The organism is Actibacterium sp., assembly GCF_055134745.1.
In genome coordinates, this window is sequence record NZ_JBSRVX010000025.1 from 1 (window position 1) to 22,906 (window position 22,906).

At 61.0% G+C, this 22,906-nt stretch carries 28 protein-coding genes; 14 read left to right on the top strand and 14 right to left on the bottom strand.

Annotated features, from left to right (window positions below):
• Positions 1-972, top strand: a 972-nt coding sequence (gene groEL, locus ACTCHC_RS05595; RefSeq protein ID WP_463021490.1) for a chaperonin GroEL, incomplete at its 5' end; no start/stop codon positions are given.
• Positions 973-1,139: 167 nt separating this feature from the next.
• Positions 1,140-1,919: an LEM-3-like GIY-YIG domain-containing protein gene (locus ACTCHC_RS05600; protein ID WP_463021491.1), complete on the top strand. Its 780-nt coding sequence runs from the start codon at positions 1,140-1,142 to the stop codon at positions 1,917-1,919.
• Positions 1,920-2,090: 171 nt separating this feature from the next.
• On the opposite strand, the gene ACTCHC_RS05605 is transcribed toward ACTCHC_RS05600, so the two are convergent.
• From ACTCHC_RS05605 to ACTCHC_RS05615, 3 genes are read right to left on the bottom strand one after another with little or no spacing between them, the layout of a single operon-like run.
• Positions 2,091-3,167 carry a 5-(carboxyamino)imidazole ribonucleotide synthase gene (locus ACTCHC_RS05605; RefSeq protein ID WP_463021492.1) on the bottom strand — a complete coding sequence of 359 codons (1,077 nt, stop codon included), beginning with the start codon at positions 3,165-3,167 and terminating at the stop codon, positions 2,091-2,093.
• Positions 3,160-3,648: a 5-(carboxyamino)imidazole ribonucleotide mutase gene (purE, locus tag ACTCHC_RS05610; protein ID WP_463021493.1), complete on the bottom strand. Its 489-nt coding sequence runs from the start codon at positions 3,646-3,648 to the stop codon at positions 3,160-3,162. The genes ACTCHC_RS05605 and purE overlap by 8 nt, the downstream gene beginning before the upstream one ends.
• Positions 3,649-3,694: 46 nt before the next feature.
• Positions 3,695-3,916 (bottom strand): YdcH family protein, encoded by a 222-nt coding sequence (locus tag ACTCHC_RS05615; RefSeq protein ID WP_463021494.1) that lies wholly within the window; start codon positions 3,914-3,916, stop codon positions 3,695-3,697.
• Between the two features lie 167 nt (positions 3,917-4,083).
• Here ACTCHC_RS05615 and ACTCHC_RS05620 point away from each other — a divergent pair, with 167 nt between their 5' ends.
• The 3 genes from ACTCHC_RS05620 (at position 4,084) to ACTCHC_RS05630 (ending at position 5,403) form a co-directional block, all read left to right on the top strand.
• On the top strand, positions 4,084-4,497 hold the full coding sequence (locus ACTCHC_RS05620; RefSeq protein ID WP_463021495.1) for an Hsp20 family protein: 414 nt from the start codon (positions 4,084-4,086) through the stop codon (positions 4,495-4,497).
• An 18-nt stretch (positions 4,498-4,515) separates the two neighbouring features.
• Positions 4,516-4,743: a DUF1150 family protein gene (locus tag ACTCHC_RS05625; protein WP_463021496.1), complete on the top strand. Its 228-nt coding sequence runs from the start codon at positions 4,516-4,518 to the stop codon at positions 4,741-4,743.
• A 174-nt stretch (positions 4,744-4,917) separates the two neighbouring features.
• Complete coding sequence (locus ACTCHC_RS05630; protein WP_463021497.1) at positions 4,918-5,403, top strand: cytochrome b; 486 nt, start codon at positions 4,918-4,920, stop codon at positions 5,401-5,403.
• Between the two features lie 75 nt (positions 5,404-5,478).
• On the opposite strand, the gene ACTCHC_RS05635 is transcribed toward ACTCHC_RS05630, so the two are convergent.
• Together ACTCHC_RS05635 and trxB are read right to left on the bottom strand one after the other, a co-directional pair.
• Entirely contained in the window at positions 5,479-7,185 is a 1,707-nt protein-coding gene (locus tag ACTCHC_RS05635) for a bifunctional sulfate adenylyltransferase/adenylylsulfate kinase (RefSeq protein ID WP_463021498.1), read from the bottom strand.
• Positions 7,186-7,342: 157 nt separating this feature from the next.
• On the bottom strand, positions 7,343-8,290 hold the full coding sequence (gene trxB, locus ACTCHC_RS05640; RefSeq protein WP_463021499.1) for a thioredoxin-disulfide reductase: 948 nt from the start codon (positions 8,288-8,290) through the stop codon (positions 7,343-7,345).
• Between the two features lie 189 nt (positions 8,291-8,479).
• Between trxB and ACTCHC_RS05645 the strand changes: the two genes are divergently transcribed.
• Positions 8,480-8,980 (top strand): Lrp/AsnC family transcriptional regulator, encoded by a 501-nt coding sequence (locus tag ACTCHC_RS05645; protein ID WP_463021500.1) that lies wholly within the window; start codon positions 8,480-8,482, stop codon positions 8,978-8,980.
• Positions 8,981-8,997: 17 nt separating this feature from the next.
• Here the strand turns inward: ACTCHC_RS05645 and ACTCHC_RS05650 are convergent, their stop codons facing one another.
• From ACTCHC_RS05650 to lgt, 5 genes are all read right to left on the bottom strand, one after another.
• The gene (locus ACTCHC_RS05650) at positions 8,998-9,690 is read right to left on the bottom strand and encodes a Hint domain-containing protein (RefSeq protein ID WP_463021501.1); all 693 of its coding nucleotides are present in this window, start codon (positions 9,688-9,690) and stop codon (positions 8,998-9,000) included.
• Positions 9,691-10,079: 389 nt separating this feature from the next.
• The gene (locus tag ACTCHC_RS05655) at positions 10,080-10,211 is read right to left on the bottom strand and encodes a hypothetical protein (RefSeq protein WP_463021502.1); all 132 of its coding nucleotides are present in this window, start codon (positions 10,209-10,211) and stop codon (positions 10,080-10,082) included.
• 176 nt (positions 10,212-10,387) lie between these two features.
• The gene (pgeF, locus tag ACTCHC_RS05660; protein WP_463021503.1) at positions 10,388-11,143 is read right to left on the bottom strand and encodes a peptidoglycan editing factor PgeF; all 756 of its coding nucleotides are present in this window, start codon (positions 11,141-11,143) and stop codon (positions 10,388-10,390) included.
• Positions 11,140-12,204 (bottom strand): class I SAM-dependent methyltransferase, encoded by a 1,065-nt coding sequence (locus ACTCHC_RS05665; protein ID WP_463021504.1) that lies wholly within the window; start codon positions 12,202-12,204, stop codon positions 11,140-11,142. The genes pgeF and ACTCHC_RS05665 overlap by 4 nt, the downstream gene beginning before the upstream one ends.
• Positions 12,201-13,061, bottom strand: coding sequence for a prolipoprotein diacylglyceryl transferase (lgt, locus tag ACTCHC_RS05670; RefSeq protein ID WP_463021505.1), 861 nt, complete (start codon positions 13,059-13,061; stop codon positions 12,201-12,203). The genes ACTCHC_RS05665 and lgt overlap by 4 nt, the downstream gene beginning before the upstream one ends.
• Positions 13,062-13,155: 94 nt before the next feature.
• On the opposite strand from lgt, the gene ACTCHC_RS05675 reads away from it, so the two are divergent.
• From ACTCHC_RS05675 to ACTCHC_RS05695, 5 genes are all read left to right on the top strand, one after another.
• On the top strand, positions 13,156-13,404 hold the full coding sequence (locus ACTCHC_RS05675; protein ID WP_463021506.1) for an accessory factor UbiK family protein: 249 nt from the start codon (positions 13,156-13,158) through the stop codon (positions 13,402-13,404).
• Between the two features lie 233 nt (positions 13,405-13,637).
• Positions 13,638-14,141 (top strand): type III secretion system chaperone family protein, encoded by a 504-nt coding sequence (locus ACTCHC_RS05680; protein WP_463021507.1) that lies wholly within the window; start codon positions 13,638-13,640, stop codon positions 14,139-14,141.
• A 30-nt stretch (positions 14,142-14,171) separates the two neighbouring features.
• Positions 14,172-14,981: a pyrroline-5-carboxylate reductase gene (gene proC, locus ACTCHC_RS05685; protein ID WP_463021508.1), complete on the top strand. Its 810-nt coding sequence runs from the start codon at positions 14,172-14,174 to the stop codon at positions 14,979-14,981.
• Entirely contained in the window at positions 14,978-15,310 is a 333-nt protein-coding gene (locus tag ACTCHC_RS05690) for a tRNA-binding protein (RefSeq protein ID WP_463021509.1), read from the top strand. Before proC ends, ACTCHC_RS05690 begins: the two co-directional genes overlap by 4 nt.
• Positions 15,307-16,266, top strand: coding sequence for a 2-hydroxyacid dehydrogenase (locus ACTCHC_RS05695; protein ID WP_463021510.1), 960 nt, complete (start codon positions 15,307-15,309; stop codon positions 16,264-16,266). The genes ACTCHC_RS05690 and ACTCHC_RS05695 overlap by 4 nt, the downstream gene beginning before the upstream one ends.
• A gap of 8 nt (positions 16,267-16,274) precedes the next feature.
• Here ACTCHC_RS05695 and ACTCHC_RS05700 read toward each other — a convergent pair whose 3' ends face one another.
• Positions 16,275-16,862 (bottom strand): thymidine kinase, encoded by a 588-nt coding sequence (locus tag ACTCHC_RS05700; RefSeq protein WP_463021511.1) that lies wholly within the window; start codon positions 16,860-16,862, stop codon positions 16,275-16,277.
• Between the two features lie 371 nt (positions 16,863-17,233).
• Between ACTCHC_RS05700 and ACTCHC_RS05705 the strand changes: the two genes are divergently transcribed.
• Complete coding sequence (locus ACTCHC_RS05705) at positions 17,234-17,692, top strand: hypothetical protein (RefSeq protein WP_463021512.1); 459 nt, start codon at positions 17,234-17,236, stop codon at positions 17,690-17,692.
• 24 nt (positions 17,693-17,716) lie between these two features.
• On the opposite strand, the gene ACTCHC_RS05710 is transcribed toward ACTCHC_RS05705, so the two are convergent.
• Positions 17,717-18,943 carry a DEAD/DEAH box helicase gene (locus ACTCHC_RS05710; protein WP_463021517.1) on the bottom strand — a complete coding sequence of 409 codons (1,227 nt, stop codon included), beginning with the start codon at positions 18,941-18,943 and terminating at the stop codon, positions 17,717-17,719.
• 361 nt (positions 18,944-19,304) lie between these two features.
• On the opposite strand from ACTCHC_RS05710, the gene ACTCHC_RS05715 reads away from it, so the two are divergent.
• The gene (locus ACTCHC_RS05715) at positions 19,305-19,526 is read left to right on the top strand and encodes a CTP synthetase (RefSeq protein ID WP_463021513.1); all 222 of its coding nucleotides are present in this window, start codon (positions 19,305-19,307) and stop codon (positions 19,524-19,526) included.
• A 57-nt stretch (positions 19,527-19,583) separates the two neighbouring features.
• Here the strand turns inward: ACTCHC_RS05715 and ACTCHC_RS05720 are convergent, their stop codons facing one another.
• On the bottom strand, positions 19,584-19,727 hold the full coding sequence (locus tag ACTCHC_RS05720; protein ID WP_463021514.1) for an entericidin A/B family lipoprotein: 144 nt from the start codon (positions 19,725-19,727) through the stop codon (positions 19,584-19,586).
• 154 nt (positions 19,728-19,881) lie between these two features.
• Between ACTCHC_RS05720 and ACTCHC_RS05725 the strand changes: the two genes are divergently transcribed.
• Positions 19,882-20,097: a hypothetical protein gene (locus ACTCHC_RS05725; protein ID WP_463021515.1), complete on the top strand. Its 216-nt coding sequence runs from the start codon at positions 19,882-19,884 to the stop codon at positions 20,095-20,097.
• 20 nt (positions 20,098-20,117) lie between these two features.
• Here the strand turns inward: ACTCHC_RS05725 and carB are convergent.
• On the bottom strand, positions 20,118-22,906 hold a 2,789-nt coding region (gene carB / locus ACTCHC_RS05730; protein ID WP_463021516.1), incomplete at its 5' end, for a carbamoyl-phosphate synthase large subunit.

The following is a 22,906-nucleotide window of genomic DNA, read 5'->3' on the forward strand; positions in this document are numbered from 1 at the left end:
AAGCTGTCGTCGCTGCAGCCGATGGTGCCGCTGCTCGAAGCCGTGATCCAGTCGCAAAAGCCGCTGCTGATCATCGCCGAAGATGTCGAGGGCGAAGCCCTGGCAACGCTGGTGGTCAACAAACTGCGCGGCGGTCTGAAGATCGCCGCCGTCAAGGCACCGGGTTTTGGGGATCGTCGCAAGGCGATGCTGCAGGACATCGCCATTCTGACCGGCGGTCAGGTGATTTCCGAAGATCTGGGCATGAAGCTGGAAAATGTCACGCTGGACATGCTGGGATCGGCCAAGAAGATCAGCATCACCAAGGACAACACCACGATCATTGACGGTCATGGCGAAAAGGCCGAGATCGAAGCCCGCGTTTCCCAGATCCGCACCCAGATCGAGGAAACCACCTCGGATTACGACAAGGAAAAACTGCAGGAACGCGTCGCCAAACTGGCCGGCGGTGTTGCGGTGATCCGCGTCGGTGGCATGACCGAGGTCGAAGTGAAAGAGCGCAAGGACCGCGTCGACGATGCGCTGAACGCGACCCGCGCGGCCGTTCAGGAAGGTGTCATCGTCGGTGGCGGTGTCGCGCTGGTTCAGGCCGGCAAATCGCTGGACGGTCTGAAAGGCGCGAACTCGGATCAGGACGCAGGGATTGCCATCGTGCGCAAGGCGCTTGAGGCCCCGCTGCGCCAGATCGCTGAAAACGCCGGTGTCGATGGCGCCGTCGTCGCTGGCAAGGTCCGCGAAAGCACCGACCTGACCTTTGGCTTCAACGCGCAGACCGAAGAATATGGCGACATGTTCAAGTTCGGCGTGATCGACCCCGCCAAGGTGACCCGCACCGCGCTGGAAGACGCAGCGTCCATCGCGGGCCTGCTGATCACCACCGAAGCCATGATCGCCGACAAGCCCGAGCCGAAAGGCCAGGGCGGCGGCATGCCCGACATGGGCGGCATGGGCGGCATGGGCGGCATGATGTAATCTGCGCCCGCAGAGTTGAGACTGAGAAGGGGGCCGCGAGGTCCCCTTTTTTGTTGTGGTTGGGGGTGGAGCCTATCAAATATAGTTTTATTAGCTCAATTCAGGCCGTAGCGAACTGGGATGCTCAGGTAATGCTTGTAGTAATCTAGGATGATAGGAGTTTTCTAATGTCGCATCTGACAGAGTTTCCTGAAGGTGTCGTTCAAGCGATTGGCAATTATGTCTACAGGCTAATTGACCCTAGAAATGGCGAGACTTTCTATGTGGGTAAAGGAGTCGGCAATCGTGTATTTGCGCACGTAAACGACAAGGTCATAAGCAAGTCGGACACAGATAGCGATCCGGTTTCGCTAAAGTTGTCGCGCATCAAGGCAATCAGGAGTGCTGGATTGGAAGTTGTTCATGTCATCCATCGCCATGACATTCCAGATACGGCAATCTACGAGGTAGAGGCCGCGCTTATTGATGCTTTTGCAGGGCTTTCTAACGTGCAAGGAGGGCATGGCAGCGGAACAAAGGGCCCGATGAGCGCTCTGGAACTTGTTGACAAGTATGCTTTGCCGGAAATCAGCGAAGCCCCGAAAGACAAACTGGTTCTTCTCAATATTAACCGATTGGAAGATCGCTCAAGCCGATCTGCGATATACCTGCAAACGCAGTTGGCATGGCGTATTTCCAAAGATCGCGCTGAGGCCGCAGACTATGTATTGGCGGTCGTTCGCGGGGTAGTTGTAGGCGTGTTCGTCGCAGACAATTGGTCGGACGCCACGCATGCAAGCTTTCCTGATCGCATTTCGATTTTCGATGAAATGCCTTATCGAAAAGGGTTTACAGGAAAGCCGGCGCCGGACGACGTTTGGGATAGGTATGTAGGCCTAAGGGGAAAGCGCATTGCCATTGACGCGATGAAGCATATCCAAAACCCGGTTTTATATTGGAATTTGTAATGCCCTTCATTCATGAAACCCCCATGCATGCTCGACAGACCCTGCGCCACAACGCTCTTAGGGTCAGGTCCTTCTCACTCCGCCGATCACAATCGCCTTCGCCGCCAATTCGGTGCGCAACCGGCTGGTGCTGGGCGGCATCGCGCTGTCAGTGTCGCAGGGCAGGCGGGCCTAACCCGCCGGTCCCAGCCGCCGGTTGACATGGCCCATCTTGCGGCCGGGCCGGGCTTCGGCCTTGCCGTAAAGGTGGATGGCGGTGTCGCGCTGCTGCGCAAGGTCCGGCACCTGCAAGATATCATCGCCGATCAGGTTCAGCATTTCGATATCCGAATGGCGGCTGCCGTCGCCCAGGGGCCAGCCCGCCACCGCGCGGATATGCTGTTCGAACTGATCCACGACACAGCCGTTCTGGGTCCAGTGGCCGGAATTATGCACGCGCGGCGCGATCTCGTTCACGATCAGGCCTTGCGGGGTCACGAACAGCTCGACCCCCAGCACGCCGACATAATCGAGCGCGTTCAGGATACGCGCCGCCAGCAGCACCGCATCGCTGCGCTGGGCGGGGCGCAGGCGGGCGGGCACGGTGGTGGTATGCAGGATGCCGCCCAGATGCACGTTTTCGCCGGGATCGAAACAGGCAACTTCGCCCGTCAACCCGCGCGCGGCGATCACTGAAACCTCGGCCGTGAAATCGACGAAACCTTCCAGAACAGCCGGGGCGCCGGCCATCGCCGCGAAACCGGCATCGGCATCAGCGGGCACCATGATCCGGGCCTGGCCCTTGCCGTCATAGCCCATGCGGCGGGTTTTCAGGATCGCCGGTGTGCCGATCTGCACCAGTGCCGCATCCAGATCGGCGCGGGTATCGACGGCGGCAAAGGGGGCAACGGCCAGCCCCAGACCGGCCAGAAAGGACTTTTCCGTCATGCGGTCCTGCGACACGCGCAGCGCCTCGCGCCCCGGACGGATCGGGCGCAGCGTTTCCAGCAGGTCCAGCGCGGCGGTCGGGATATTCTCGAACTCATAGGTGATGACATCAACGCTGGCGGCAAAGGCGCGCAGGGCGGCGGGATCGTCATAGCTGGCGGTTGTCACATGCTGCGCCACCTGGCCTGCGGGCGGTTCAGGCGCGGGTTCATAGATGTGACAGGCAAAGCCCAGACGCGACGCCGCAACCGACAGCATCCGGCCAAGCTGCCCGCCGCCCAGAATGCCGATGACCGCGCCGGGGGTCAGCGGTTCAGTCATCGGTCGGCACGTCGGGGATCGAGGCGGTCAGCGCGGCGCGCCAGGCATCCAGCCGTGCGGCCAGCGCGGCATCGTTCAGCGCCAGAATGCCCGCCGCCATCAGCGCGCCATTGGCCGCCCCCGGTGCGCCGATTGCCATCGTGGCGACCGGGAACCCCTTGGGCATCTGCACGATGGAATAAAGACTGTCCACGCCCGACAGGATCTTGGTCTGAACCGGCACGCCAATCACCGGCAGCCGCGTCTTGCTGGCCATCATGCCGGGCAGGTGTGCTGCCCCGCCGGCGCCCGCGATGATCACCTGCAACCCGCGTGACACGGCGGTTTTGCCATAGTCCCACAGCCGGTCGGGGGTGCGATGCGCGGACACGATCCGCGCTTCATGGGCGATGCCCAGTTCATCCAGAATATCGGCGGCATGTTTCATGGTGGCCCAGTCCGACTGGCTGCCCATGATGATGCCCACTTTCACGTCCGTCATCGCGCCCTCTGCTGTTCGAGGGCGGCACTATAACCGGATCGGGAGCCTACGCAATGATGTCAGGTGTCAGTTGGTCTTCCAGCGCTGCAATGCGGTCCTTGAGCGTCAGCTTTTGCTTTTTCAGACGACGGGTCGTGAACTGGTCGGCAACAGGCCCCATTTCTTCCAGCGCGCGAATGGCGGCATCCAGATCGCGATGTTCACGCCGCAGCACTTCCAGCTTTATCCGCAGGACGTCTTCATTGTTCATTTCGTTTGCGATGTTCATGCGCGTCCTGGGCCGAGTCGCTGTGGGAACGGGACGGAAGACATACCTCTTTTTAAGTGTTTCGGGAAGGGTGCCCTTGTTACCGCGATTATGGCCACCCATATTCCCTGCAGGCTGCCAAAGAACCGGGGCCGTGAAAACAGGTCGCTTGGTCAAGGACTTGAAAGATGACGAAACTGACGCTTGGCTCGCATCCCTATTTGCTGGGCTTTGAACAATTGGAACGGCTGCTGGAACGGAACGCGAAATCCGGGACGGATGGCTATCCCCCTTTCAACATCGAGCAAAAGTCCGAACGTGGTTATCGCATTACCCTGGCTGTCGCCGGGTTCAGCGAGGAAAACCTGTCGGTCACGATCGAGGATCGCCAATTACTGATCCGTGGCCATCAAGGTGATGATGGCGGCGAACGCATCTTTCTGCATCGCGGTATCGCGGCGCGGCAATTTCAGCGGTCTTTCGTGTTGGCCGAAGGTGTCGAGGTGGTCGGCGCCACGATGGAAAACGGGCTGTTGCATGTCGATCTGGAGCGCGCCGCCCCCAATGCGGTGGTGCAGACGATCCAGATCAACAAACAGTAGTGAGTGAAGGGGAAAACGATGAATACTGAATATGAATTCATGCCAGAGGCCGAAGACAAGATTGTCTATATTCGCGCCGTCGAGGTCGCCGATCTGCCCAAGGATGTGCAAGAGCAGGCCATGGGGATTGAGCGCCTGTATGCGGTGCATGACGCAAACGGCACGCGACTGGCGTTGGTCAAGGATCGCAACATGGCGTTCATTCTGGCCCGCCAGCACGATCTGGCACCTGTGACCGTCCATTGATCACAGGCCGCCCATAGGCTGGGTGCGACGCTTTTTCGCGGTGCTGGCGTGGTGGCGCGATAGCACGCAAGCACAAGATGTGACAGGATGTCAGCAGTTGCCGGTGCGGTATGCACCGGTAACTTGCTTTTTCGGGGCCGGTCTTTGCCGCCCCCCCGCCATTGGACATCAGTTATGAAAATTTCTTCAGGATACAGCAGGTTTCAGATTGCATTGCACTGGGCAATCGTCGTGCTGATCGCGGTAAATTATGTCGTCAGTGACGACATGGGCAAGGCGCTGCGCGCCGTGTTGAAGGGCGAAATACCCGAAGGTCTGACCCCGGTGGTTCACGTCTGGGTGGGCCTAAGCATATTGGCGCTGGTTGCGGTGCGGCTGATTGCGCGGCTGGTGCACGGCGCGCCCGCCCCTGTCGAAGGCGGTTCGCCCCTGATGGAAAGGGCCGCCAGCCTGGCGCATCTGGCGCTGTATGTGCTGTTGTTCGCGGTGCCTGTTCTGGGCGCGCTGGCATGGTTCCAGGGGTTCGGTTTTCTGGGGGATGTGCATGTGGTGGCGATGAACATCATGCTGGCGATTGCTGGGCTGCACGCGCTGGCGGCGCTGTATCACCAATACGTCCTGAAAGACGGGCTGTTGCTGCGGATGATGCGGCCTGAATAATCCATCCGTTCAGCCAACATGAAAAAACGCCCCGCTGGTTCAGCGGGGCGTTTCTGGTTCGGTCATGCCGCCTGATCAGCCTGCGACGAGGCCCATCTGTTCCAGTTTCAGCAGAACCTGATGGGCGCAGTTGTCGACATCGACGTTTTCGGTTTCCAGGCGCAATTCGGGATTTTCCGGCACATCATAAGGGTCGGAAATGCCGGTGAATTCCTTGATCTTGCCTTCGCGGGCCAGTTTATACAGGCCCTTGCGGTCGCGCTTTTCGCATTCCTCGATCGTGGTGGCGACATGCACTTCGATAAAGGCGCCAAAGGCCTCGATCTCTTCGCGCACCGCGCGGCGGGTCGTGGCATAGGGGGCAATCGGCGCGCAGATGGCGATACCGCCGTTCTTGGTGATCTCGGAGGCGACATAGCCGATGCGGCGGATGTTCAGGTCACGGTGTTCCTTGGAAAACCCCAGTTCCGATGACAGGTTCTTGCGCACCAGATCGCCGTCCAGCAGCGTCACCGGACGACCGCCCATTTCCATCAGCTTGACCATCAGCGCATTGGCGATTGTGGATTTTCCCGAACCCGAAAACCCGGTGAAAAACACGGTAAAGCCCTGCTTGGAGCGCGGCGGGCGGGTGCGGCGCAGTTCTGTCACCACTTCGGGAAAGCTGAACCATTCGGGAATTTCCAGCCCCTCGGCCAGACGGCGGCGCAGTTCGGTGCCGGAAATGTCCAGCACGGTCGACCCTTCGGGAACCTCGTCAGCGGGGAAATACTGGGCTTTTTCCTGCACGAAAACCATATGCTTGAAATCAACCATTTCGACGCCGATTTCGGCCTCGTGTTTTTTGAACAGCTCCTGCGCATCATAGGGGCCATAGAAATCCTTGCCCTGGCTGTTCTTGCCCGGCCCGGCATGATCGCGGCCGACGATGAAATGGGTCACGCCGTGGTTCTTGCGGATCAGCCCGTGCCAGACGGCCTCGCGCGGGCCGGCCATGCGCATCGCAAGGTTCAGCAGCGACATGGTGGTGGTGGCGGCCGGGTATTTGTCCAGCACAGCCTCGTAACAGCGCACGCGGGTAAAGTGATCGACATCGCCCGGCTTGGTCATGCCGACGACCGGGTGGATCAGCAGGTTCGCCTGTGCCTCGCGGGCGGCGCGGAAGGTCAGTTCCTGATGCGCGCGATGCAGCGGATTGCGGGTCTGGAAGGCGACAATCTTGCGCCAGCCCAATTTGCGGAAATAGGCGCGCAATTCGTTGGGCGTGTCGCGGCGGGCCTTGAAATCATAATGCACGGGTTGCTGGATGCCGGTGACAGGGCCCCCCAGATAAACCGCACCGGCGGTATTGTGCAGATAGTTCACGGCGGGATGGGCGCTGTCATCGGCACCGAACACCATCTCGGCCTCGCGCGCCTTGTTGGGCACCCATTTGTCGGTCACGGTCATGGTGGCCAGAATGACGCCTTCCTGATCGCGCAGGGCGATATCTTGCCCGACCTCCAGCGTATCGGCGAATTTTTCGGAAACATCCAGGTTGATGGGCATCGGCCAAAGGCTGCCATCGGCAAGGCGCATGTTTTCAACGACGCCGTCATAATCGGCCTGACTCAGAAAACCCTTGAGCGGGCTGAAGCCGCCATTCATCAGCAATTCCAGGTCGCAAATCTGGCGCGGGGTCAGATCCCAGCTGGGCAGGTTGCCCGCTTCGACTTTCAGTTTCTGTGCGCTTTCATAGGAAACATAAAGCTCCGGGATCGGAGCAAGATTTGGCATCTGCATGTGTTCAACTCAGTTTTTTATCATTCAAAAATGACCGCCCACCCTGCACGGCCGCACGGTGGTGGCCTAGCCCCGAATTGTGACAAATTTCAAGCGCAAGGCGGGTTCTTTTTGCAATTGCGGCGAAAAACACGTCAATCGGCGTAAAACCGGAAGATTATTCGGTGTTTTGCTCGGCAAGAAAACGCTCGGCCTCAAGTGCTGCCATGCAGCCCATGCCGGCGCTGGTAATGGCCTGACGGTATTTGTGATCTGTCAGATCGCCCGCGGCAAATACCCCGGGAATCGAGGTTTCAGTGCTGTCGGGCCTGGTCACGACATAGCCGCCCATGTGGGTTTCAAGGATATCTTTGACCAGTTCAGATGCGGGGGCATGACCGATGGCGACAAAGAACCCCTTGCACGGCACGTCGGTGATTTCACCCGTCTGCACATTACGGGCGCGCACGGCCTCGACGCCCAAGGGATTTTCGGTGCCGGTCACCTCGACCACTTCATGGTTCCACAGCAGTTCGACCTTTGGGTTCTTGAACAGCCGGTCTTGCAGGATCTTTTCCGACCGCAGGCTGTCGCGCCGGTGGATCAGCGTGACCTTTGAGGCAAAGTTGGTCAGGAACAGGGCCTCTTCAACGGCGGTATTGCCACCGCCGATCACCACGACCTCTTGGCCACGGTAAAAGAACCCGTCGCAGGTGGCGCAGGCCGACACGCCAAAGCCCTTGAATTTCTCTTCGGACGGCAGGCCCAGCCACTTGGCCTGCGCGCCCGTCGCCAGGATCAGCGCATCGCAGGTATAGATCGTGCCGCTGTCGGCGGTGGCGGTGAAGGGGCGCTTGGACAGGTCCAGCGCGGTGATGATATCGGCGATGATCTCGGTGCCGACGGACCGGGCATGGGCCTCCATCCGCAGCATCAGATCGGGGCCCTGAACCTCGATGTCGCCGGGCCAGTTTTCCACCTCGGTCGTGATCGTCAGCTGGCCGCCGGGCTGGATGCCCTGGATCAGCACCGGGTTCAGCATCGCGCGGGCCCCATAGACAGCGGCGGTATAACCTGCCGGTCCCGATCCGATAATCAAAAGCCGGCTATGCCGTGTTTCACCCATTGCGCTGCCCTTTCGAAATCCTGTGACAGCGGATATAGCCATGGCTGCGCCTGCTTGGAAGAGCGAACCTGTGCCTGACGGAAATGGCCGGGCGGCAAGCACAATTGAAAACAGATATTGCCTATTCGTGAAATATTATTGCGCTTGCGATAAGCAAACCGTATTATCCGCGAAACTTCGGAGGACTGAATGGCCGGATCAAAACTCGATCCTATCGACCGCAAGATACTTGCTGAACTTCAGGCCGACGGACGTATCACCAATGTCGAACTTGCAAAGCGTGTCGGTATATCCGCACCACCCTGCCTGCGCAGGGTGCGCACGCTGGAAGAGGCAGGGTATATTCGCGGCTATCACGCCGATGTAAACCCGCGCGAACTGGGGTTTGAAGTTCAGGTCTTTGCCATGGTCGGGCTTGTCAGCCAGGCCGAGGCCGACCTTTCCGCGTTCGAGGCGCGCTGCCGCGCCTGGCCGCTGGTGCGTGAATGCCATATGCTGAACGGCGAGGTTGATTTCATCTTGAAATGCGCGGCGCCCGATCTTTCTACCTTTCAGAATTTCCTGACCGAACAACTGACCGCCGCCGATAACGTGGCCAGCGTCAAGACCGCGCTGGTGATCCGGGTGGCCAAGGATGAACCGGGCGTGCCCTTTGATGTGCTTGAGGCGCGCGTGAACAGCCGCGCCTGATTTGAGTTGCGGGCCGGTCAGGCCGCCCGCAACTCTTCCATTTCGAATGCGGTCAGGCGCGGGTATTCCATCGTGCCAAAATCACGCCAGCCCGTCACATGCGGGAACAGCCCCAGGAACATCTGTGCCGTGGTGGGGTCCATCATGCGTTCATGGAATTCACCGGGGTGGAAACTTTCCACTTCGACACCATTCGCCTTGATGATCTGCTGACCTTTCAGCGCCAGGTGATACACGCGCACCGGTGTGATCGGACGCACTGAAATCATCGTGTCGCCGTCGATGAAGGCACGGGCCGGGGCAAAGGTGGCCTCGGCGCCGAATTTGGACTGGCATGCGCCGTGGCGGAACAGGATCCGGGCGCGCGGGCCAAGGATCAGGTCATGCATGGGGCGGGCCATGCCGAAGCTGTCGACCGTCACGCGGGTCAGGTTGGCAGAGTCTGATTCAAGATCGGGGAAGCCCGGGAATACCATCATCGAACCGACCCATTGCAGCGGCATCATGCCGTTGTCGATGGTTTCGATCATCATGCCAGGCACAAGATCCTCGATCGCGACCGGGCCTTCGGCTGTGGAAATCATGGTGCCGCGGGCGAAACCGGCGAATGCGTCTTCAAATTCGGCTGTGGCGGGTGCAACGCGGTTGAATTCCTCGATCTCGCCCGTGGGTGTCAGACCGGCGACCTCGTATCTGCGGGTCAGAGGCATGACGCGCGGAGGGCGCCGGTCGGAACGAGCTATCGAGGGTTGGACTTTTGAAGCCCGGATCGTAACCGCATTACCTGCGGAGGGGTGGCGAGGGTATACCATGCGAACAGTCCTTCAGGCTGGTCACATCTGCATCGGCCCCCACCGATCATCTTGCAGAGGACAGTTAATGGCTAACTTCTGCCGCAATCTGTCCAAATTTGTCAAAACTTTTTCCGATTTGGTGAGAAAGCAACCTGTAATGCCGGGATCGACCTGCGGATTGTATCGGGTTGGTTTTCAGTCACGCCACAATTCGCCACAAAGTTCGGCGGAAACAAAAACCCCCGCGCGGGTCGCACGGGGGTTAAACAGGGCTGAGTCGGCAAAAAACTGCCTAAAACGAATCGTCAGGCGCGTGCCGCGCGCGAGATTTTGCCGATGCCCGCGCGCTGTGGCCGCTTTCCGCGCATCCATGGCAGGACGACGTTTTCCTTGGCGGCTTCTTTCAGCACGGCATTCAGCCAGCGACGTTTCGACATCGTTTTTCCCCTTCAAACATGCAGCGGCCCGCTTCAGGGCCTTGTCCGCATCACCTGTGTGTCCCTCGGTCCGTAACCGGCCTGTATAAAAGATGGGCGACGATTGCGGCGCGGTCGGGGCCGTCATTGTGTCGTTTTGCGGCCATCCTGCGCAGAAATTGCGGCAATATCGCTGATTACAGCCGGATCGCGGATATCAAGCGACCATAGTCGGCTTCGCCGGCGTGGACGGACCGCCGATATGAGAAAAACCGTACAGGATCATCATAGGTGCAATGCCCCGTCCATTCTGCCTGGCCTATGCCTGCCGCGCGCAGACGGAACAGGCCAAAGCCGGGCAGATCGAATTGCAGCCGGTCGCCCTGGCCATTCGCAAAGAAGCGGGCAAAGCCGGGGTCTTCGGCCATGAAGATATCGAAAAACTCGGGGCCCACTTCATAGGCGCGCTGGCTGATCGTGGGGCCGATCACCGCAACGGTGTCTGCGCGCCGTGCACCCTGCGCTTCCATGGCGTCCAGCGTGGCCTCCAGTATGCCGTCAAGGGTGCCGCGCCATCCGGCATGGGCCGCGCCGATGACACCGGCCTTGTTGTCGGCGAACAGCACGGGCTGGCAATCGGCGGTCAGGATGGTCAGGGCGATGCCCGGCGTTGCCGTAACCAGTGCATCGGCCTGCGGTTTGCTGGTGCAGGGGCTGTCCACCACGGCGACATCGGCGGAATGCACCTGATGCAGCCCGGCCAGGGCCTCGGGTGTGACCTGCATCGCATCGGCGACGCGTGCGCGGTTGATCTGAACCACCTCGGCCAGATCGCTAGAGCCGGGGCCACAGTTGAGCCCGTGAAAAACCCCTGATGATGCCCCTCCGCGGCGGGTGAAGAACCCGTGGCGCAGGGGCGAGAGCGCATCAGAAGTAAGAATTTCAAGCGTCATGGGGTGACTCCCGGCGGTTCTGCCGCCCCGATCGGCCAGAGGGCAAGCACGTGAAAGAGCGTTCCCATTTCTTGGGGATGGGTCAAGCGGCGATGTGCGGCAATATGACTGTCCAGCGCATCGCCGCTTAGCCTGAGGGCCAATTGGCGGGCGCGTTCGGTGATGCCCAGACGTTCCAGAAAGACGCCCTGCGGTGTCAGGGTGCTGTGTCGCAGTGCGGATGCGGCACGGGCGAGTGCCCGAAAATCGACATGTGCGGTCAGGTCGGCGAGGCCCGGATTTGCCAGCGGATCTTCGGGGTGATGCGCACGCAGGGCCTGGAAGGTGTCGCCCAGCGACCCCCAGCCGCCGTAATCAACGATCAAGGCAATGCCGCCATGGGCGGCGATGCGCGCCGCGATTCCGGCTATCACCGGGCCAGCGGCGGGGCAGATTTCGACGATGTCACCCTGGTGCGTATCAGCAAGCCGGTGGTCCAGCGCCGCAATCGGCGCGGCGGCGGCCAGTCCGAATGCCAGGCTTCCATTCGCCAGCCCGATCTGGCATTCGCGCCAGCCGCCCGCATCACGCTGAAACTGGCGAATGGGCAGGGCGTCGAAAAATTCATTCGCGACCAGAAACAGGGGGGCATCGGGCAGGGTTTCCGGCGTCTCGTGCCATTCCACGTCATGGTCGGCCAATCTTTGGCGCTGGGCGGCGCGCAAGATGGGGGATGCCTCGATCAGATGTATCCTTGCGGCATCGCTGAACCCCGGCACTGCGCGGGTGGCGCGCAGGATATCGGCCATCAGCGTGCCGCGGCCTGGCCCCGGTTCCGCCAGTATAAAGGGGGCGGGGCGCCCCTGATCAATCCAGACCTGAGCCAGGAACAGGCCGATCATTTCACCGAACATCTGGCTGATTTCCGGCGCTGTGGTGAAATCGCCTGCCCGACCCAGCGGATCACGGGTTGTGTAGTATCCATGATCAGGGTGCAGCAGGCATTCGTTCATATAGTCGGCCAATGTGATCGGCCCCGTCATCGCAATGCGCCGGGCAAGGATATCCGCAAGCGGTGTCACACCCGCCGCCGCGCGATCACGATCAGGACAATGCCGAAGACGACCATGGGCAGCGACAGCAGCTGGCCCATCGTCACGCCGATGCCACCGGCATGGATGACAAAGCCGATCAGGTTGTCGGGGGTGATGAATTGCGCATCGGCCTGGCGGAAGTATTCGACGCAGAATCGCGCCAGGCCATAGCCCAGAACGAAAGTGCCCACGCTGCGCCCGGGCACCTTCAGCCAGCCGCGCCGATAAACCAGCCACAGCAATACCACCCCCAGAACCAGCCCCTCCAGCGCGGCTTCGTATAATTGTGACGGATGGCGCGCCAGCCCCAGCGGGTCGGTCGGAAAGACCATCGCCCAGGGCAGGTCAGCCGGGCGCCCCCACAGTTCGGCATTCACAAAATTTGCCAGGCGGCCGAAAAACAGCCCCCAGGGCGTTGCCACGGCCAGCGCATCCGCGACCGACAAAAGCGCCAGCCCATGCTTGCGGCAATACAGGATCAGGGCTGTCGTGACCCCCAGCAGACCGCCGTGAAAGGCCATGCCGCCATGCCACAGCATCAGGATTTCCTGTGGATTCTGCAGATAGTGCCCCGGCTTGTAGAACAGGACGAATCCCAGCCGACCGCCCAAAATCACCCCGACCACGACCCAGGTCAGCAATTCCTCGACCTGGGCTGGGGTCATCGGGGCCTTGCCTGCTGGCCACAAGCTGTTGCTGCGCATCAGCCGCGCGACCAGCCACCACCCCAGCAACAGCGCCGCGATATAGGCCAGCGCATACCAGCGCAGCGCCAGCTCCATCCCGAAGAGGGAGAACGAGAAGACCTCGGGGTCGAAATCGGGGTATTGAATGATCGCCTGCATGCCGCATTCCTGCCCATGGCCGAAAGGCGAAGTCAACCTTGAGCTTGCGCCGTCTGTAACCATATAAGAGGTGAACGTAACGCCGGAGGTCTGAATGCAGAACCAAAGCAAGTTTTTCGAAGACATGTCGCGGTTGATGACCAACGCGATGGGCGTGGCGCAGGGCGCCAAGGACGAAGCCGAAACCGCGATGAAGGGCTGGATTGATCGCTGGATGGCTGATCGCGATTTCGTTACACGCGAAGAATTCGACGCAGTGCGCGCCATGGCCCAGAAAGCCCGCGAGGAAAACGAGACCCTGAAAGCCCGCATTGACGCGCTAGAGGCCGCGTCCAGGGGCTGATCCCTGACATTTCCGATCAAAGGCGCGCCCTCGTGGCGCGCCTTTTCTTTGTGCAACTGCAATATCTTGTGGATCGTTACCCAAGTTTCACAAAATCACCTCTTTACACGCTGCCATGCTTCAGAGCACCATATCTGGTAGGTCAATCGTGCATTTCGTCAGTTTGACCAAAGCAGGCACCTAAGCCTTGTGGGCTGCCATCCACATCGGGCGATAACCAAAAGAGGCCGGGCATGTCATACGCAGAAGACTTTCTTCACACCGAAGAGTTGCACCCCATCGATATCGTCGAACATATCGCCGAGCACCACGAATGGGATTTTGACCGCGTCACCGATGATCAGATCGCAATGGCGGTGGAAGGGCAATGGCGCACCTATTCCATCACTCTGGCCTGGTCCGCCTATGATGAAACCCTGCGTCTGATCTGCACATTCGAGATGGAGCCGCCCGAAGACAAGCTGCCGGGCCTGTACGAGGCGCTGAACAAGGCCAATGACATCTGCTGGACGGGGGCGTTCACCTATTGGCGCGAACAGCGGCTGATGGTCTATCGCTATGGTCTGGTGCTGGCGGGCGGGCAAACAGCCAGCCCTGAGCAGATCGACAAGATGATCGGAACCGCCGTTGGTGGCTGCGAACGCTTTTACCCGGCGTTTCAACTGGTGACCTGGGCGGACCACACTGCCGAACAGGCGATGCAGGTCGCCATTGCAGAGGCCTACGGTCGCGCCTAACCTGTTCCCCGGTAATTCGGGGGACCATTCATGGATATGAACGATCTGCACAGCCGGGGGCTGGTGTTGCTGGGCTGCGGCAAGATGGGATCAGCGATGCTGGCCGGCTGGCTGGGGCAGGGTTTGCCTGCCGCGTCGGTCTGGGTGCAGGATCCCAACCCATCGGACTGGCTGCAGGGGCAGGGGGTTCATCTGAATGCGCCGCTGCCGGCCAGCCCCGCCGTGGTGCTGGTCGCGGTCAAGCCACAGATGATGGAACAGGCGCTGCCGATGCTTGCCGGTTATGGCAATGGCAATACGCTGTTCATATCGGTGGCCGCCGGCACGCCGCTGGCGTTTTATGGCCGTGTTCTTGGGGCGCAAACCCCGGTGATCCGTGCGATGCCCAACACGCCCGCCGCCATTGGACGCGGCATAACGGCATTGATAGCGAATCCGGCGGGGCAGGCACATCTGCCGCTGGCCGAATCCCTGCTGTCTGCGGTGGGCCAGACGGTTCAACTGACCGACGAAGAGCAGATGCACGCCGTCACGGCGCTGTCGGGTTCCGGCCCGGCCTATGTTTTCCACCTGATCGAGGCGATGGCGGCGGCCGGTGTCGCGCAGGGGTTGCCTGACGATCTGGCGATGCGGCTGGCCAGGGCCACCGTGGGCGGGGCGGGACAACTGGCGGAAACCGCACAAGAAAGTCCCACTCAGCTTCGGGTCAATGTCACCTCGCCCGGGGGCACCACGGCGGCGGCGCTGGCGGTGCTGATGAATGAAGATACCGGGCTTGTCCCCCTGATGCGCCGTGCGATGCAGGCCAATGCGGATCGCAGCCGGGAACTGGCAAAATGATCGGGATCGAGGATTTCGAACGGGTCGATATCAGGTCGGGCACCATCGTGCGGGCCGAATCTTTCGATCAGGCGCGCAAGCCCGCCATCAAGCTGTGGGTGGATTTTGGGCCGGATCTGGGCGTGAAGAAATCCTCGGCTCAGATCACGGCGCATTACGCGCCGGATGACCTGCCGGGAAAGCAGGTTGTCGCCGTGGTCAATTTTCCCCCGCGCCAGATCGGCAAATTCATGTCCGAGGTGCTGGTGCTGGGCCTGCCCGACGCGGCAGGGCAGGTGGTGTTACTGTCACCGGATCATGTTGTGCCGAACGGAGGAAGAATGTTTTGACACGGCTATTGATTACACGCCCCCTGCCCGAGGCCACCTTGGCCGCTGCCCGTGCGCTGGCCGATGATGTCGTTGTAAGGCCCGTAACCGACGGCATGACAGAGCCAGAGATGATCGCGGCCTTACAGGACTTTGATGTCATCCTGTTGACCTTGGGTGATTTTTTCTCTGCTGCGGTCTTCGCGCAGGTGCCCGGGCCGCGTTGCCGTCTGCTGGCCAATTTCGGCGTGGGGTTCAACCATATCGACGTGGACGCGGCGCGCGCGGCGGGTATCGCCGTTACCAACACGCCGGGCGCCGTCACCGACGCCACGGCCGATATCGCCATGATGCTGATCCTGATGAGCTGCCGCCGTGCGGGACAGGGTGAACGGATGGTGCGGGCGAACCGCTGGACCGGCTGGCATCCGACCCAGTTGCTGGGGCAGCACGTGACCGGGAAAACCGTGGGCATCGTCGGTATGGGCCGCATCGGGCAGGCCGTGGCGCGGCGGTGCCATTTCGGGTTCGGGATGCGGGTGGTGTTCTTCAACCGCTCGTCACTGGCCGATTCCGGCGTGCCTGCCACGCAATTGGACAGCCTGCAGGCGGTGGCTGGCGCCGCCGATGTGCTGGTGATTGCCCTGCCGGGTGGGGCGAACACGCGCCACATGATCGGTGCCGATGTTTTGGCTGCGATGGCGCCGCATGCGCATCTGGTGAACATCGCCCGCGGAGAGATCGTGGACGAGGCCGCACTGATCGAGGCGCTGCAGGCGGGCAGGATTGCCGGGGCGGGGCTGGATGTCTTTGAACATGAACCGCATGTGCCGTCAGCCCTGATCGAGATGGAAAACGTGACCCTGCTTCCCCATACGGGCACTTCGGTGCTGGAGGTGCGTCTGGCGATGGGGCAGGTGGCGCTGGACAATATCGCGGCCTTCCTGCGCGGCGCGCCCCTGCCAAACGCGGTTTAGCACCCGGATCAGGCGCGCGCGTCACCCATCGAAACCCGCCAGTGGCGACGGCACAGGGATACATAAGTCTCGTTGCCGCCGATCTGCACCTGTACCCCCTCGTGCAACGCTTTGCCATCGGGGCCAAGACGCACCACCATCGTGGCCTTCTTGCCGCAATGGCAGATCGTGCGCACCTCGCGCAGGTCGTCTGCCAGTGCCAGTAATGCCGCCGATCCGGGGAACAGTTGCCCGCGAAAATCGACGCGCAGACCGTAACACATCACCGGCACCTTCAGATCATCCACCACCCGCGCCAGTTGCCAGACCTGATCGGTTGTCAGAAACTGCGCCTCGTCGATGAACACGCAGGCACAGGGGCCTTGTGCCATACGTGACGTGACCATTGCGCACAGATCGTCTTTGGCACCAAAAACAGCGGCATCGGCCCCGATTCCGATACGCGATTCAATCCGGCCGGGTCCGGCGCGATCATCCAGTTGCGCCGTTACCATGAAGATTTCCATGCCGCGTTCACGATAGTTATGCGCAGCCTGCAGCAGGATCGTGGATTTGCCTGCGTTCATGGTCGAATAATGAAAATACAACTTTGCCATGGCCCGTTATCCTGCCGGGCGCAGGCAGGATCAAGGGGCGCAAGGGGTGTGGGGGGTATCGCACCGGCAAGCCGGCAATACGGGAAAACTCGGGTCCGAGAGATGGCTTTCACCGGGGATGACGCCCGAACCCGAAATACTCGCTACGCGCTGAAGAGGCAGCCGCGCAATCCGGCTTCCCGGACGCCGCTTCCCACAAGCGTAGCCACGACTACCCCCCACTCATAACCGACGCTGGGGACATCGGCCACTCGCACCTATCCCCTGCGGGGATACAAATATGTATGACAAATCCGTGCAGGCACAGTAATGGGAAAAGGTTCGGGGCATTCCCCCCAATGAAATTTTGATTGTGATGTGAGTGGTTGCGGATGGATACACCTACGGGAAACTACCTTAAGAAACACACCGAGGCCCTGGTCAAGGACGTGGGAATCGAGGCTGCCTGCAAGCTGACCGGCCGGTCAAAGGCGACATTGGGGCGCTATTATTCCGATGCCGAAGAACATGCTGACCGGTTCATGCCCGTCGATGCCGTAGCTGCCCTGGAAAGTGCCGCGCGTTTTCCGCATGTGACCACCGCGCTGGCCGAATTGCAGGGCATCACGCTGTCCTATAGCCAGGAAAAACGCAATTCAGCGTCGGGCGGGGTCAATGGCGATGTGGTCGCATTATCGCAGCGATTTGCCATGCTGATGGCGGAATACAGTCAGTCGATCGAAGACGGGATCATAACCCTGGCCGAATCCAAGCGCCTGTTGCGGGAAACCACGGCGCTGCAAGAAGTGCTGCTGCAAATGAAATTGCATCTGGAGGAAGAGGCGACCTGAGGCCGCCCCTTCGATTTCAAAGATTCAGGCGGCCATCCGTTGGCCACGACCGGAACCGCCGCGTTGCGGACCACGGCGGCGGGGTTTGCCTGCGGGGCCTTTTCCGGCACCCTTGCGGGCGTTCTTGCGGTCTTCAAACGGAACTTCGCCCGACGCAACGGGGATGGAAATGCCCATCACCTTTTCGATGCTGCGCAAATCGCCGATCTCGTCAGGTGAACAGAACGCCACTGCAGCGCCTTCGGCACCGGCACGGGCGGTTCGGCCGATACGGTGGACATAGTTTTCAGCCACATTCGGCAGATCAAAGTTATAGACATAAGCCACGCCGGGGATGTCGATCCCGCGTGCAGCCACATCCGTTGCGACCAGCACCTTGATCTTGCCCTCACGAAAGGCCTGCAGCGTGCGTTCGCGCTGGCCCTGGCTTTTGTTGCCATGGATGGACCCTGCCGAGAAACCGGCATTCTCCAGCTGTTTCATCAGCTTTTCGGCGCCATGCTTGGTGCGCCCGAAGACCAGCGCCAATTCATCGGGATGTGCTGCCAGCAGCGTTTTCAGCTTGCCGCCCTTGGCACCCTGATCGACGAAATGCACGCATTGGGTCACCTTGTCGGCGGCCTTGCCAGGCGTATTGACCTGCACGCGGATCGGGTGGTCAAGATAGGTCTGGGCCAATTCGTTCATCTGCTTGTTCATCGTGGCGGAAAACAGCAGGGTCTGGCGCGGTGTGGCCAGCATGGTCGAGATCTTGCGCAGCGCGTGGATAAACCCAAGATCCAGCATCTGGTCGGCCTCGTCCAGCACCAGAAACCTGGTCTTGTTCAGCGTCACGGCCTTGCGTTCGATCAGATCCAGCAGGCGCCCCGGGGTCGCGACAAGGATATCGGTGCCGCGATGCAGGGCCTTGGTCTGGTTGAAGATCGAGGATCCGCCGACCACCTTGACGATCTTCAGATGGCTGCCTTTGACAAAACCGGCCAGATTGTCGGCGATCTGGTTCACCAGTTCGCGGGTCGGGGCCAGGATCAGGGCGCGCACGGTCTTGGGCTCGGGTGCGGTGCCGATTTCCATCAGCTGATGGATCAGGGGCAGGCCGAAGGCGGCCGTCTTGCCGGTGCCCGTCTGGGCCAAGCCCATGATGTCGCGACCCTGCAAGATATGGGGGATCGCCTGTGCCTGAATGGGCGTGGGATCTGTAAAGCCTTGTTCCTTGAGGGCAGTCAGAAGGCGCGGCGCCAGGCCGAGCATGGAAAATTCAGTCAATTCATAACCTTTCGGGGGCAGCACATGGCTGCCCAGAACAACAGCACGCCAACCCCAAGCGGGCAGCGCGACAGCATGGGTTGCGGACAGGGCATCCCCACCGGGCCTGATACCCGAATGACTGCCTGACCGCCGGGACCCTGCGTGAAATGGGAACCTGTGTTGGGGCGCATGCCCCGATGATGATCCGGCACCATAACGGGCTGCTCACGCGGCAGCGGGGTGGCGGGTTGCCTGTCACATGAGGCTTTGCGTGCGACAAGTCAAGCTCGCAGGTGAGCATGATGCCAGGCTGTGACGCGCGGCGCGCATGATACAGATCAATTTCAAATGCACAGTTTGAAATATGATCGGGCTGTATTCGCTGTTTGGGGAAAGAAAGATGTCTAGACTGGCTTTGACACTGTTTTCAATGATCGCCACCACGATGATGGGTATCGCGATTGTTGTGGCCTTGACGATCGGCCAAGACACAGCCCGACCAATCGTTATCGCGGCTGCTATCGGATTCGCGCTGGCTATCCCTTTGACCTGGATTATTGCCAATCGCATTGCCCGGTTGCGGTAAGATTGTTCCGGGCTGCCCTTGCATGGTCCATGCAAGGGCGTTGAGCGCCCTGCCGATCTACATGTTCTGCTGCGTTGTGCGCGCTTCTTGGCTGATGGCGCTGCCGGCGCTTTGCAGGTCCTGACCTGCGCCTTCCACCGTTTCGCAAGCGGCGAGTGCGATCAGCATAAGAACTGGCAAAAGGGCTGTTTTCTTGATCATGGTTCAAATTCCTGATTGCGTTACATCCAGGGGTCAACGCACAGGCGCGCGCGCGGTTCCCGCGATGTCGGTGTTGGAACTACGGCGGGGCGATCAGCGTTTCCAGAGTGCATGCAAAGATGCGTGTATCTGAAGCGCAAAAAGGAGTTAGGCCATGCCTGCCCCGCTTAGAACATTCACCGTCACACTTTGGGTCGCCTGTATCGCCGGCGCCGTCGTGATCGCGGCGCTATCGCTTGGATGGGTCGGCTGGATACCGTTCGTTGTGGCCGGCATCGCCGGTCTCGGGCTGGGGGTGCCATTGGGCATCTGGAACGCCCGCAAGATAAAACGCGATGATCCGGCCTGGCCGCCGGTGCGGCAAGGCTGAGCCTTGCCCCCTGAGAGGCCTTATCCCTGCAAGGATCGCACCCCGAGTTCGCCCTCGCCACGGTTTTTCATCGCCAGTGCGGTGGCATGGGCGGCCGCCAGCGTGGTATAATAAGGGATTTTGTCATAAAGCGCCACCGACCGGATGCCGCGGCTGTCATCGACGGCCTGCGCGCCTTCGGTGGTGTTCATCACCAGCGCGATACGCCCGTCCTTCATCATGTCGACGATATTGGGGCGGCCTTCATAGACCTTGTTGACCACTTCGCAGACAATATCATGTCCCTGCAGGAAGGCCGCCGTCCCACGGGTGGCGACGATGACAAAGCCCAGATCGGTCAAGATGCGCGCCGTTTCCACCAGTTGCGGGGTCTTGTCGTCCTGTTTGATCGACAGGAACACCCGCCCCTCATGCGGCAGGATCACGCCCGCGCCCATCTGCGCCTTCAGGAACGCGCGGGGGAAGGACCTGTCCCAGCCCATGACCTCGCCGGTCGAGCGCATTTCGGGGCCGAGGATCGTATCGACGCCGGGGAAGCGGGCAAAGGGCATGACCGCCTCTTTGACCGAAAACCACGGCATGTTGGGATCGGCCAGCGACATCTGATCGGCCAGCGGCAGCGGATCGTCTGGGCCGGTGCCCGCCGGATAGGGCGGACGCATCGGAAAGGCCGACAGCTTTTCCCCCGCCATCAGCCGCGCGGCAATCGAGGCGATCGCGCTGTCGGTGGCCTTGGCCACAAAGGGCACGGTGCGCGAGGCGCGCGGGTTCACCTCGATCAGATAGATCACACCGTCCTTGACCGCGAATTGCACATTCATCAGCCCGACCACGCCCAGCGCCAGCGCCAGCGCCCGGGTCTGTTCGTGCAACTGCGCGACGATCTCGGCCGACAGGGAATAGGGCGGCAGCGAACAGGCGGAATCGCCCGAATGCACGCCCGCCTCTTCGATATGCTGCATGATACCCGCGACATGAACGTCGGTTCCGTCGCACAGCGCATCCACGTCTATTTCTGTGGCGCCCGACAGATAGCTGTCCAGCAGCACGGGGCTGTCGCCCGAGACCACGACGGCCTCGCGGATATAGCGTTCAAGCCCGGCCATATCGCGCACGATCTCCATCGCGCGGCCGCCCAGCACGTAGGACGGGCGGATCACCAGCGGAAAGCCGATGCTTTCGGCAATCTCCAGCGCCTGCGCGTCCGAATGGGCAATGCCGTTATGCGGCTGTTTCAGGCCCAGCCGGGTGACCAGTTCCTGAAACCGCTCGCGGTCCTCGGCCAGGTCGATCGCATCGGGCGTGGTGCCCAGGATCGGGATGCCTTCGTCCTTCAGCGCCTGGGCCAGTTTCAGAGGCGTCTGGCCGCCGAACTGGACGATCACGCCGTGCAGCGTGCCGTTTTCCTGCTCGACGCGCAGAATCTCCATCACATGTTCAAAGGTCAGCGGTTCGAAATACAGCCGGTCCGAGGTGTCATAATCGGTGCTGACGGTTTCGGGGTTGCAGTTGATCATGATGGTTTCATAGCCGACATCGGTCAGGGCGAAACACGCATGACAGCAGCAGTAATCAAACTCGATCCCCTGCCCGATCCGGTTCGGACCGCCACCCAGGATGACGACCTTTTTGCGGTCAGAGGGCCGCGCCTCGCATTCGACCTCGCCCATCACCGGGCTTTCATAGGTGGAATACATATAGGGGGTCTGGGCCTCGAACTCGGCGGCGCAGGTGTCGATGCGTTTGAAGACCGCGTTCACACCCAGATTGCGGCGGGCGCGGCGGACCTGGCCTTCTTCACGGCCGGTCAGTTTTGCCAGTCGCGCATCGGTGAAACCCATCATCTTCAGCTTGCGCAGGCCATCGGCGGTGACGGGCAGGCCGGATTTTCGGATGGATTCCTCGGCCTCGATGATCTCGCGGATACGGGCCAGAAACCAGGGGTCATAGGCGGTGGCGGCGTTGATCTCGTCATCGCTCAGCCCGTGGCGCATGGCTTGCGCGATGGTGCGCAGTCGGTCGGGTGTGGCCACCGACAGCGCCTTGATCACCGCCGCCTTGTCGGGCGCACCGGCAATGGCGACCTCGTCAAAGCCGGTCAGGCCGGTTTCCATGCTGGCCAGCGCCTTTTGCAGGCTTTCATGGATGGTGCGACCGATCGCCATCGCCTCGCCCACCGATTTCATGGCGGTGGTCAGTTCCGCCTTGGCGCCGGGGAATTTTTCAAAGGCAAAGCGCGGGATCTTGGTGACGACATAGTCGATGGTCGGCTCGAAGCTGGCGGGCGTGACCTTGGTGATGTCATTGTCCAGCTCGTCCAGCGTATAGCCCACGGCCAGTTTCGCGGCGATTTTCGCAATCGGGAAACCCGTGGCCTTGGATGCCAGCGCCGAGGAACGCGACACGCGGGGGTTCATCTCGATCACCACCATGCGCCCGTCGGCGGGGTTGATCGCCCATTGCACGTTGGAGCCGCCGGTTTCCACGCCGATCTCGCGCAGCACGGCGATGCTGCCGTTGCGCATGATCTGATATTCCTTGTCGGTCAGGGTCAGCGCGGGGGCCACGGTGATCGAATCGCCCGTATGCACGCCCATCGGATCGACGTTTTCGATGGAGCAGACGATGATCGCGTTATCGGCGCGGTCGCGGACCACCTCCATCTCGAACTCTTTCCAGCCGAGCAGGGATTCATCCACGAGGATCTGCGCCATGGGCGAGGCTTCCAGACCGGACCGGCAGTAATATTCATAATCGTCGCGGTTATAGGCCACGCCGCCGCCGGTGCCGCCCAGCGTGAAGGCGGGGC

What these genes read in the sequence shown, in the direction of transcription:
- ACTCHC_RS05600 (WP_463021491.1), top strand. Translation starts at nt 1,140, where the DNA reads ATGTCGCATCTGACAGAGTTTCCTGAAGGTGTCGTTCAAGCGATTGGC.
- ACTCHC_RS05605 (WP_463021492.1), bottom strand. Translation starts at nt 3,167, where the DNA reads ATGACTGAACCGCTGACCCCCGGCGCGGTCATCGGCATTCTGGGCGGC.
- purE (WP_463021493.1), bottom strand. Translation starts at nt 3,648, where the DNA reads ATGACGGACGTGAAAGTGGGCATCATCATGGGCAGCCAGTCGGACTGG.
- ACTCHC_RS05615 (WP_463021494.1), bottom strand. Translation starts at nt 3,916, where the DNA reads ATGAACATCGCAAACGAAATGAACAATGAAGACGTCCTGCGGATAAAG.
- ACTCHC_RS05620 (WP_463021495.1), top strand. Translation starts at nt 4,084, where the DNA reads ATGACGAAACTGACGCTTGGCTCGCATCCCTATTTGCTGGGCTTTGAA.
- ACTCHC_RS05625 (WP_463021496.1), top strand. Translation starts at nt 4,516, where the DNA reads ATGAATACTGAATATGAATTCATGCCAGAGGCCGAAGACAAGATTGTC.
- ACTCHC_RS05630 (WP_463021497.1), top strand. Translation starts at nt 4,918, where the DNA reads ATGAAAATTTCTTCAGGATACAGCAGGTTTCAGATTGCATTGCACTGG.
- ACTCHC_RS05635 (WP_463021498.1), bottom strand. Translation starts at nt 7,185, where the DNA reads ATGCAGATGCCAAATCTTGCTCCGATCCCGGAGCTTTATGTTTCCTAT.
- trxB (WP_463021499.1), bottom strand. Translation starts at nt 8,290, where the DNA reads ATGGGTGAAACACGGCATAGCCGGCTTTTGATTATCGGATCGGGACCG.
- ACTCHC_RS05645 (WP_463021500.1), top strand. Translation starts at nt 8,480, where the DNA reads ATGGCCGGATCAAAACTCGATCCTATCGACCGCAAGATACTTGCTGAA.
- ACTCHC_RS05650 (WP_463021501.1), bottom strand. Translation starts at nt 9,690, where the DNA reads ATGCCTCTGACCCGCAGATACGAGGTCGCCGGTCTGACACCCACGGGC.
- ACTCHC_RS05655 (WP_463021502.1), bottom strand. Translation starts at nt 10,211, where the DNA reads ATGTCGAAACGTCGCTGGCTGAATGCCGTGCTGAAAGAAGCCGCCAAG.
- pgeF (WP_463021503.1), bottom strand. Translation starts at nt 11,143, where the DNA reads ATGACGCTTGAAATTCTTACTTCTGATGCGCTCTCGCCCCTGCGCCAC.
- lgt (WP_463021505.1), bottom strand. Translation starts at nt 13,061, where the DNA reads ATGCAGGCGATCATTCAATACCCCGATTTCGACCCCGAGGTCTTCTCG.
- ACTCHC_RS05675 (WP_463021506.1), top strand. Translation starts at nt 13,156, where the DNA reads ATGCAGAACCAAAGCAAGTTTTTCGAAGACATGTCGCGGTTGATGACC.
- ACTCHC_RS05680 (WP_463021507.1), top strand. Translation starts at nt 13,638, where the DNA reads ATGTCATACGCAGAAGACTTTCTTCACACCGAAGAGTTGCACCCCATC.
- proC (WP_463021508.1), top strand. Translation starts at nt 14,172, where the DNA reads ATGGATATGAACGATCTGCACAGCCGGGGGCTGGTGTTGCTGGGCTGC.
- ACTCHC_RS05690 (WP_463021509.1), top strand. Translation starts at nt 14,978, where the DNA reads ATGATCGGGATCGAGGATTTCGAACGGGTCGATATCAGGTCGGGCACC.
- ACTCHC_RS05700 (WP_463021511.1), bottom strand. Translation starts at nt 16,862, where the DNA reads ATGGCAAAGTTGTATTTTCATTATTCGACCATGAACGCAGGCAAATCC.
- ACTCHC_RS05705 (WP_463021512.1), top strand. Translation starts at nt 17,234, where the DNA reads ATGGATACACCTACGGGAAACTACCTTAAGAAACACACCGAGGCCCTG.
- ACTCHC_RS05710 (WP_463021517.1), bottom strand. Translation starts at nt 18,943, where the DNA reads ATGCTCGGCCTGGCGCCGCGCCTTCTGACTGCCCTCAAGGAACAAGGC.
- ACTCHC_RS05715 (WP_463021513.1), top strand. Translation starts at nt 19,305, where the DNA reads ATGATCGGGCTGTATTCGCTGTTTGGGGAAAGAAAGATGTCTAGACTG.
- ACTCHC_RS05720 (WP_463021514.1), bottom strand. Translation starts at nt 19,727, where the DNA reads ATGATCAAGAAAACAGCCCTTTTGCCAGTTCTTATGCTGATCGCACTC.
- ACTCHC_RS05725 (WP_463021515.1), top strand. Translation starts at nt 19,882, where the DNA reads ATGCCTGCCCCGCTTAGAACATTCACCGTCACACTTTGGGTCGCCTGT.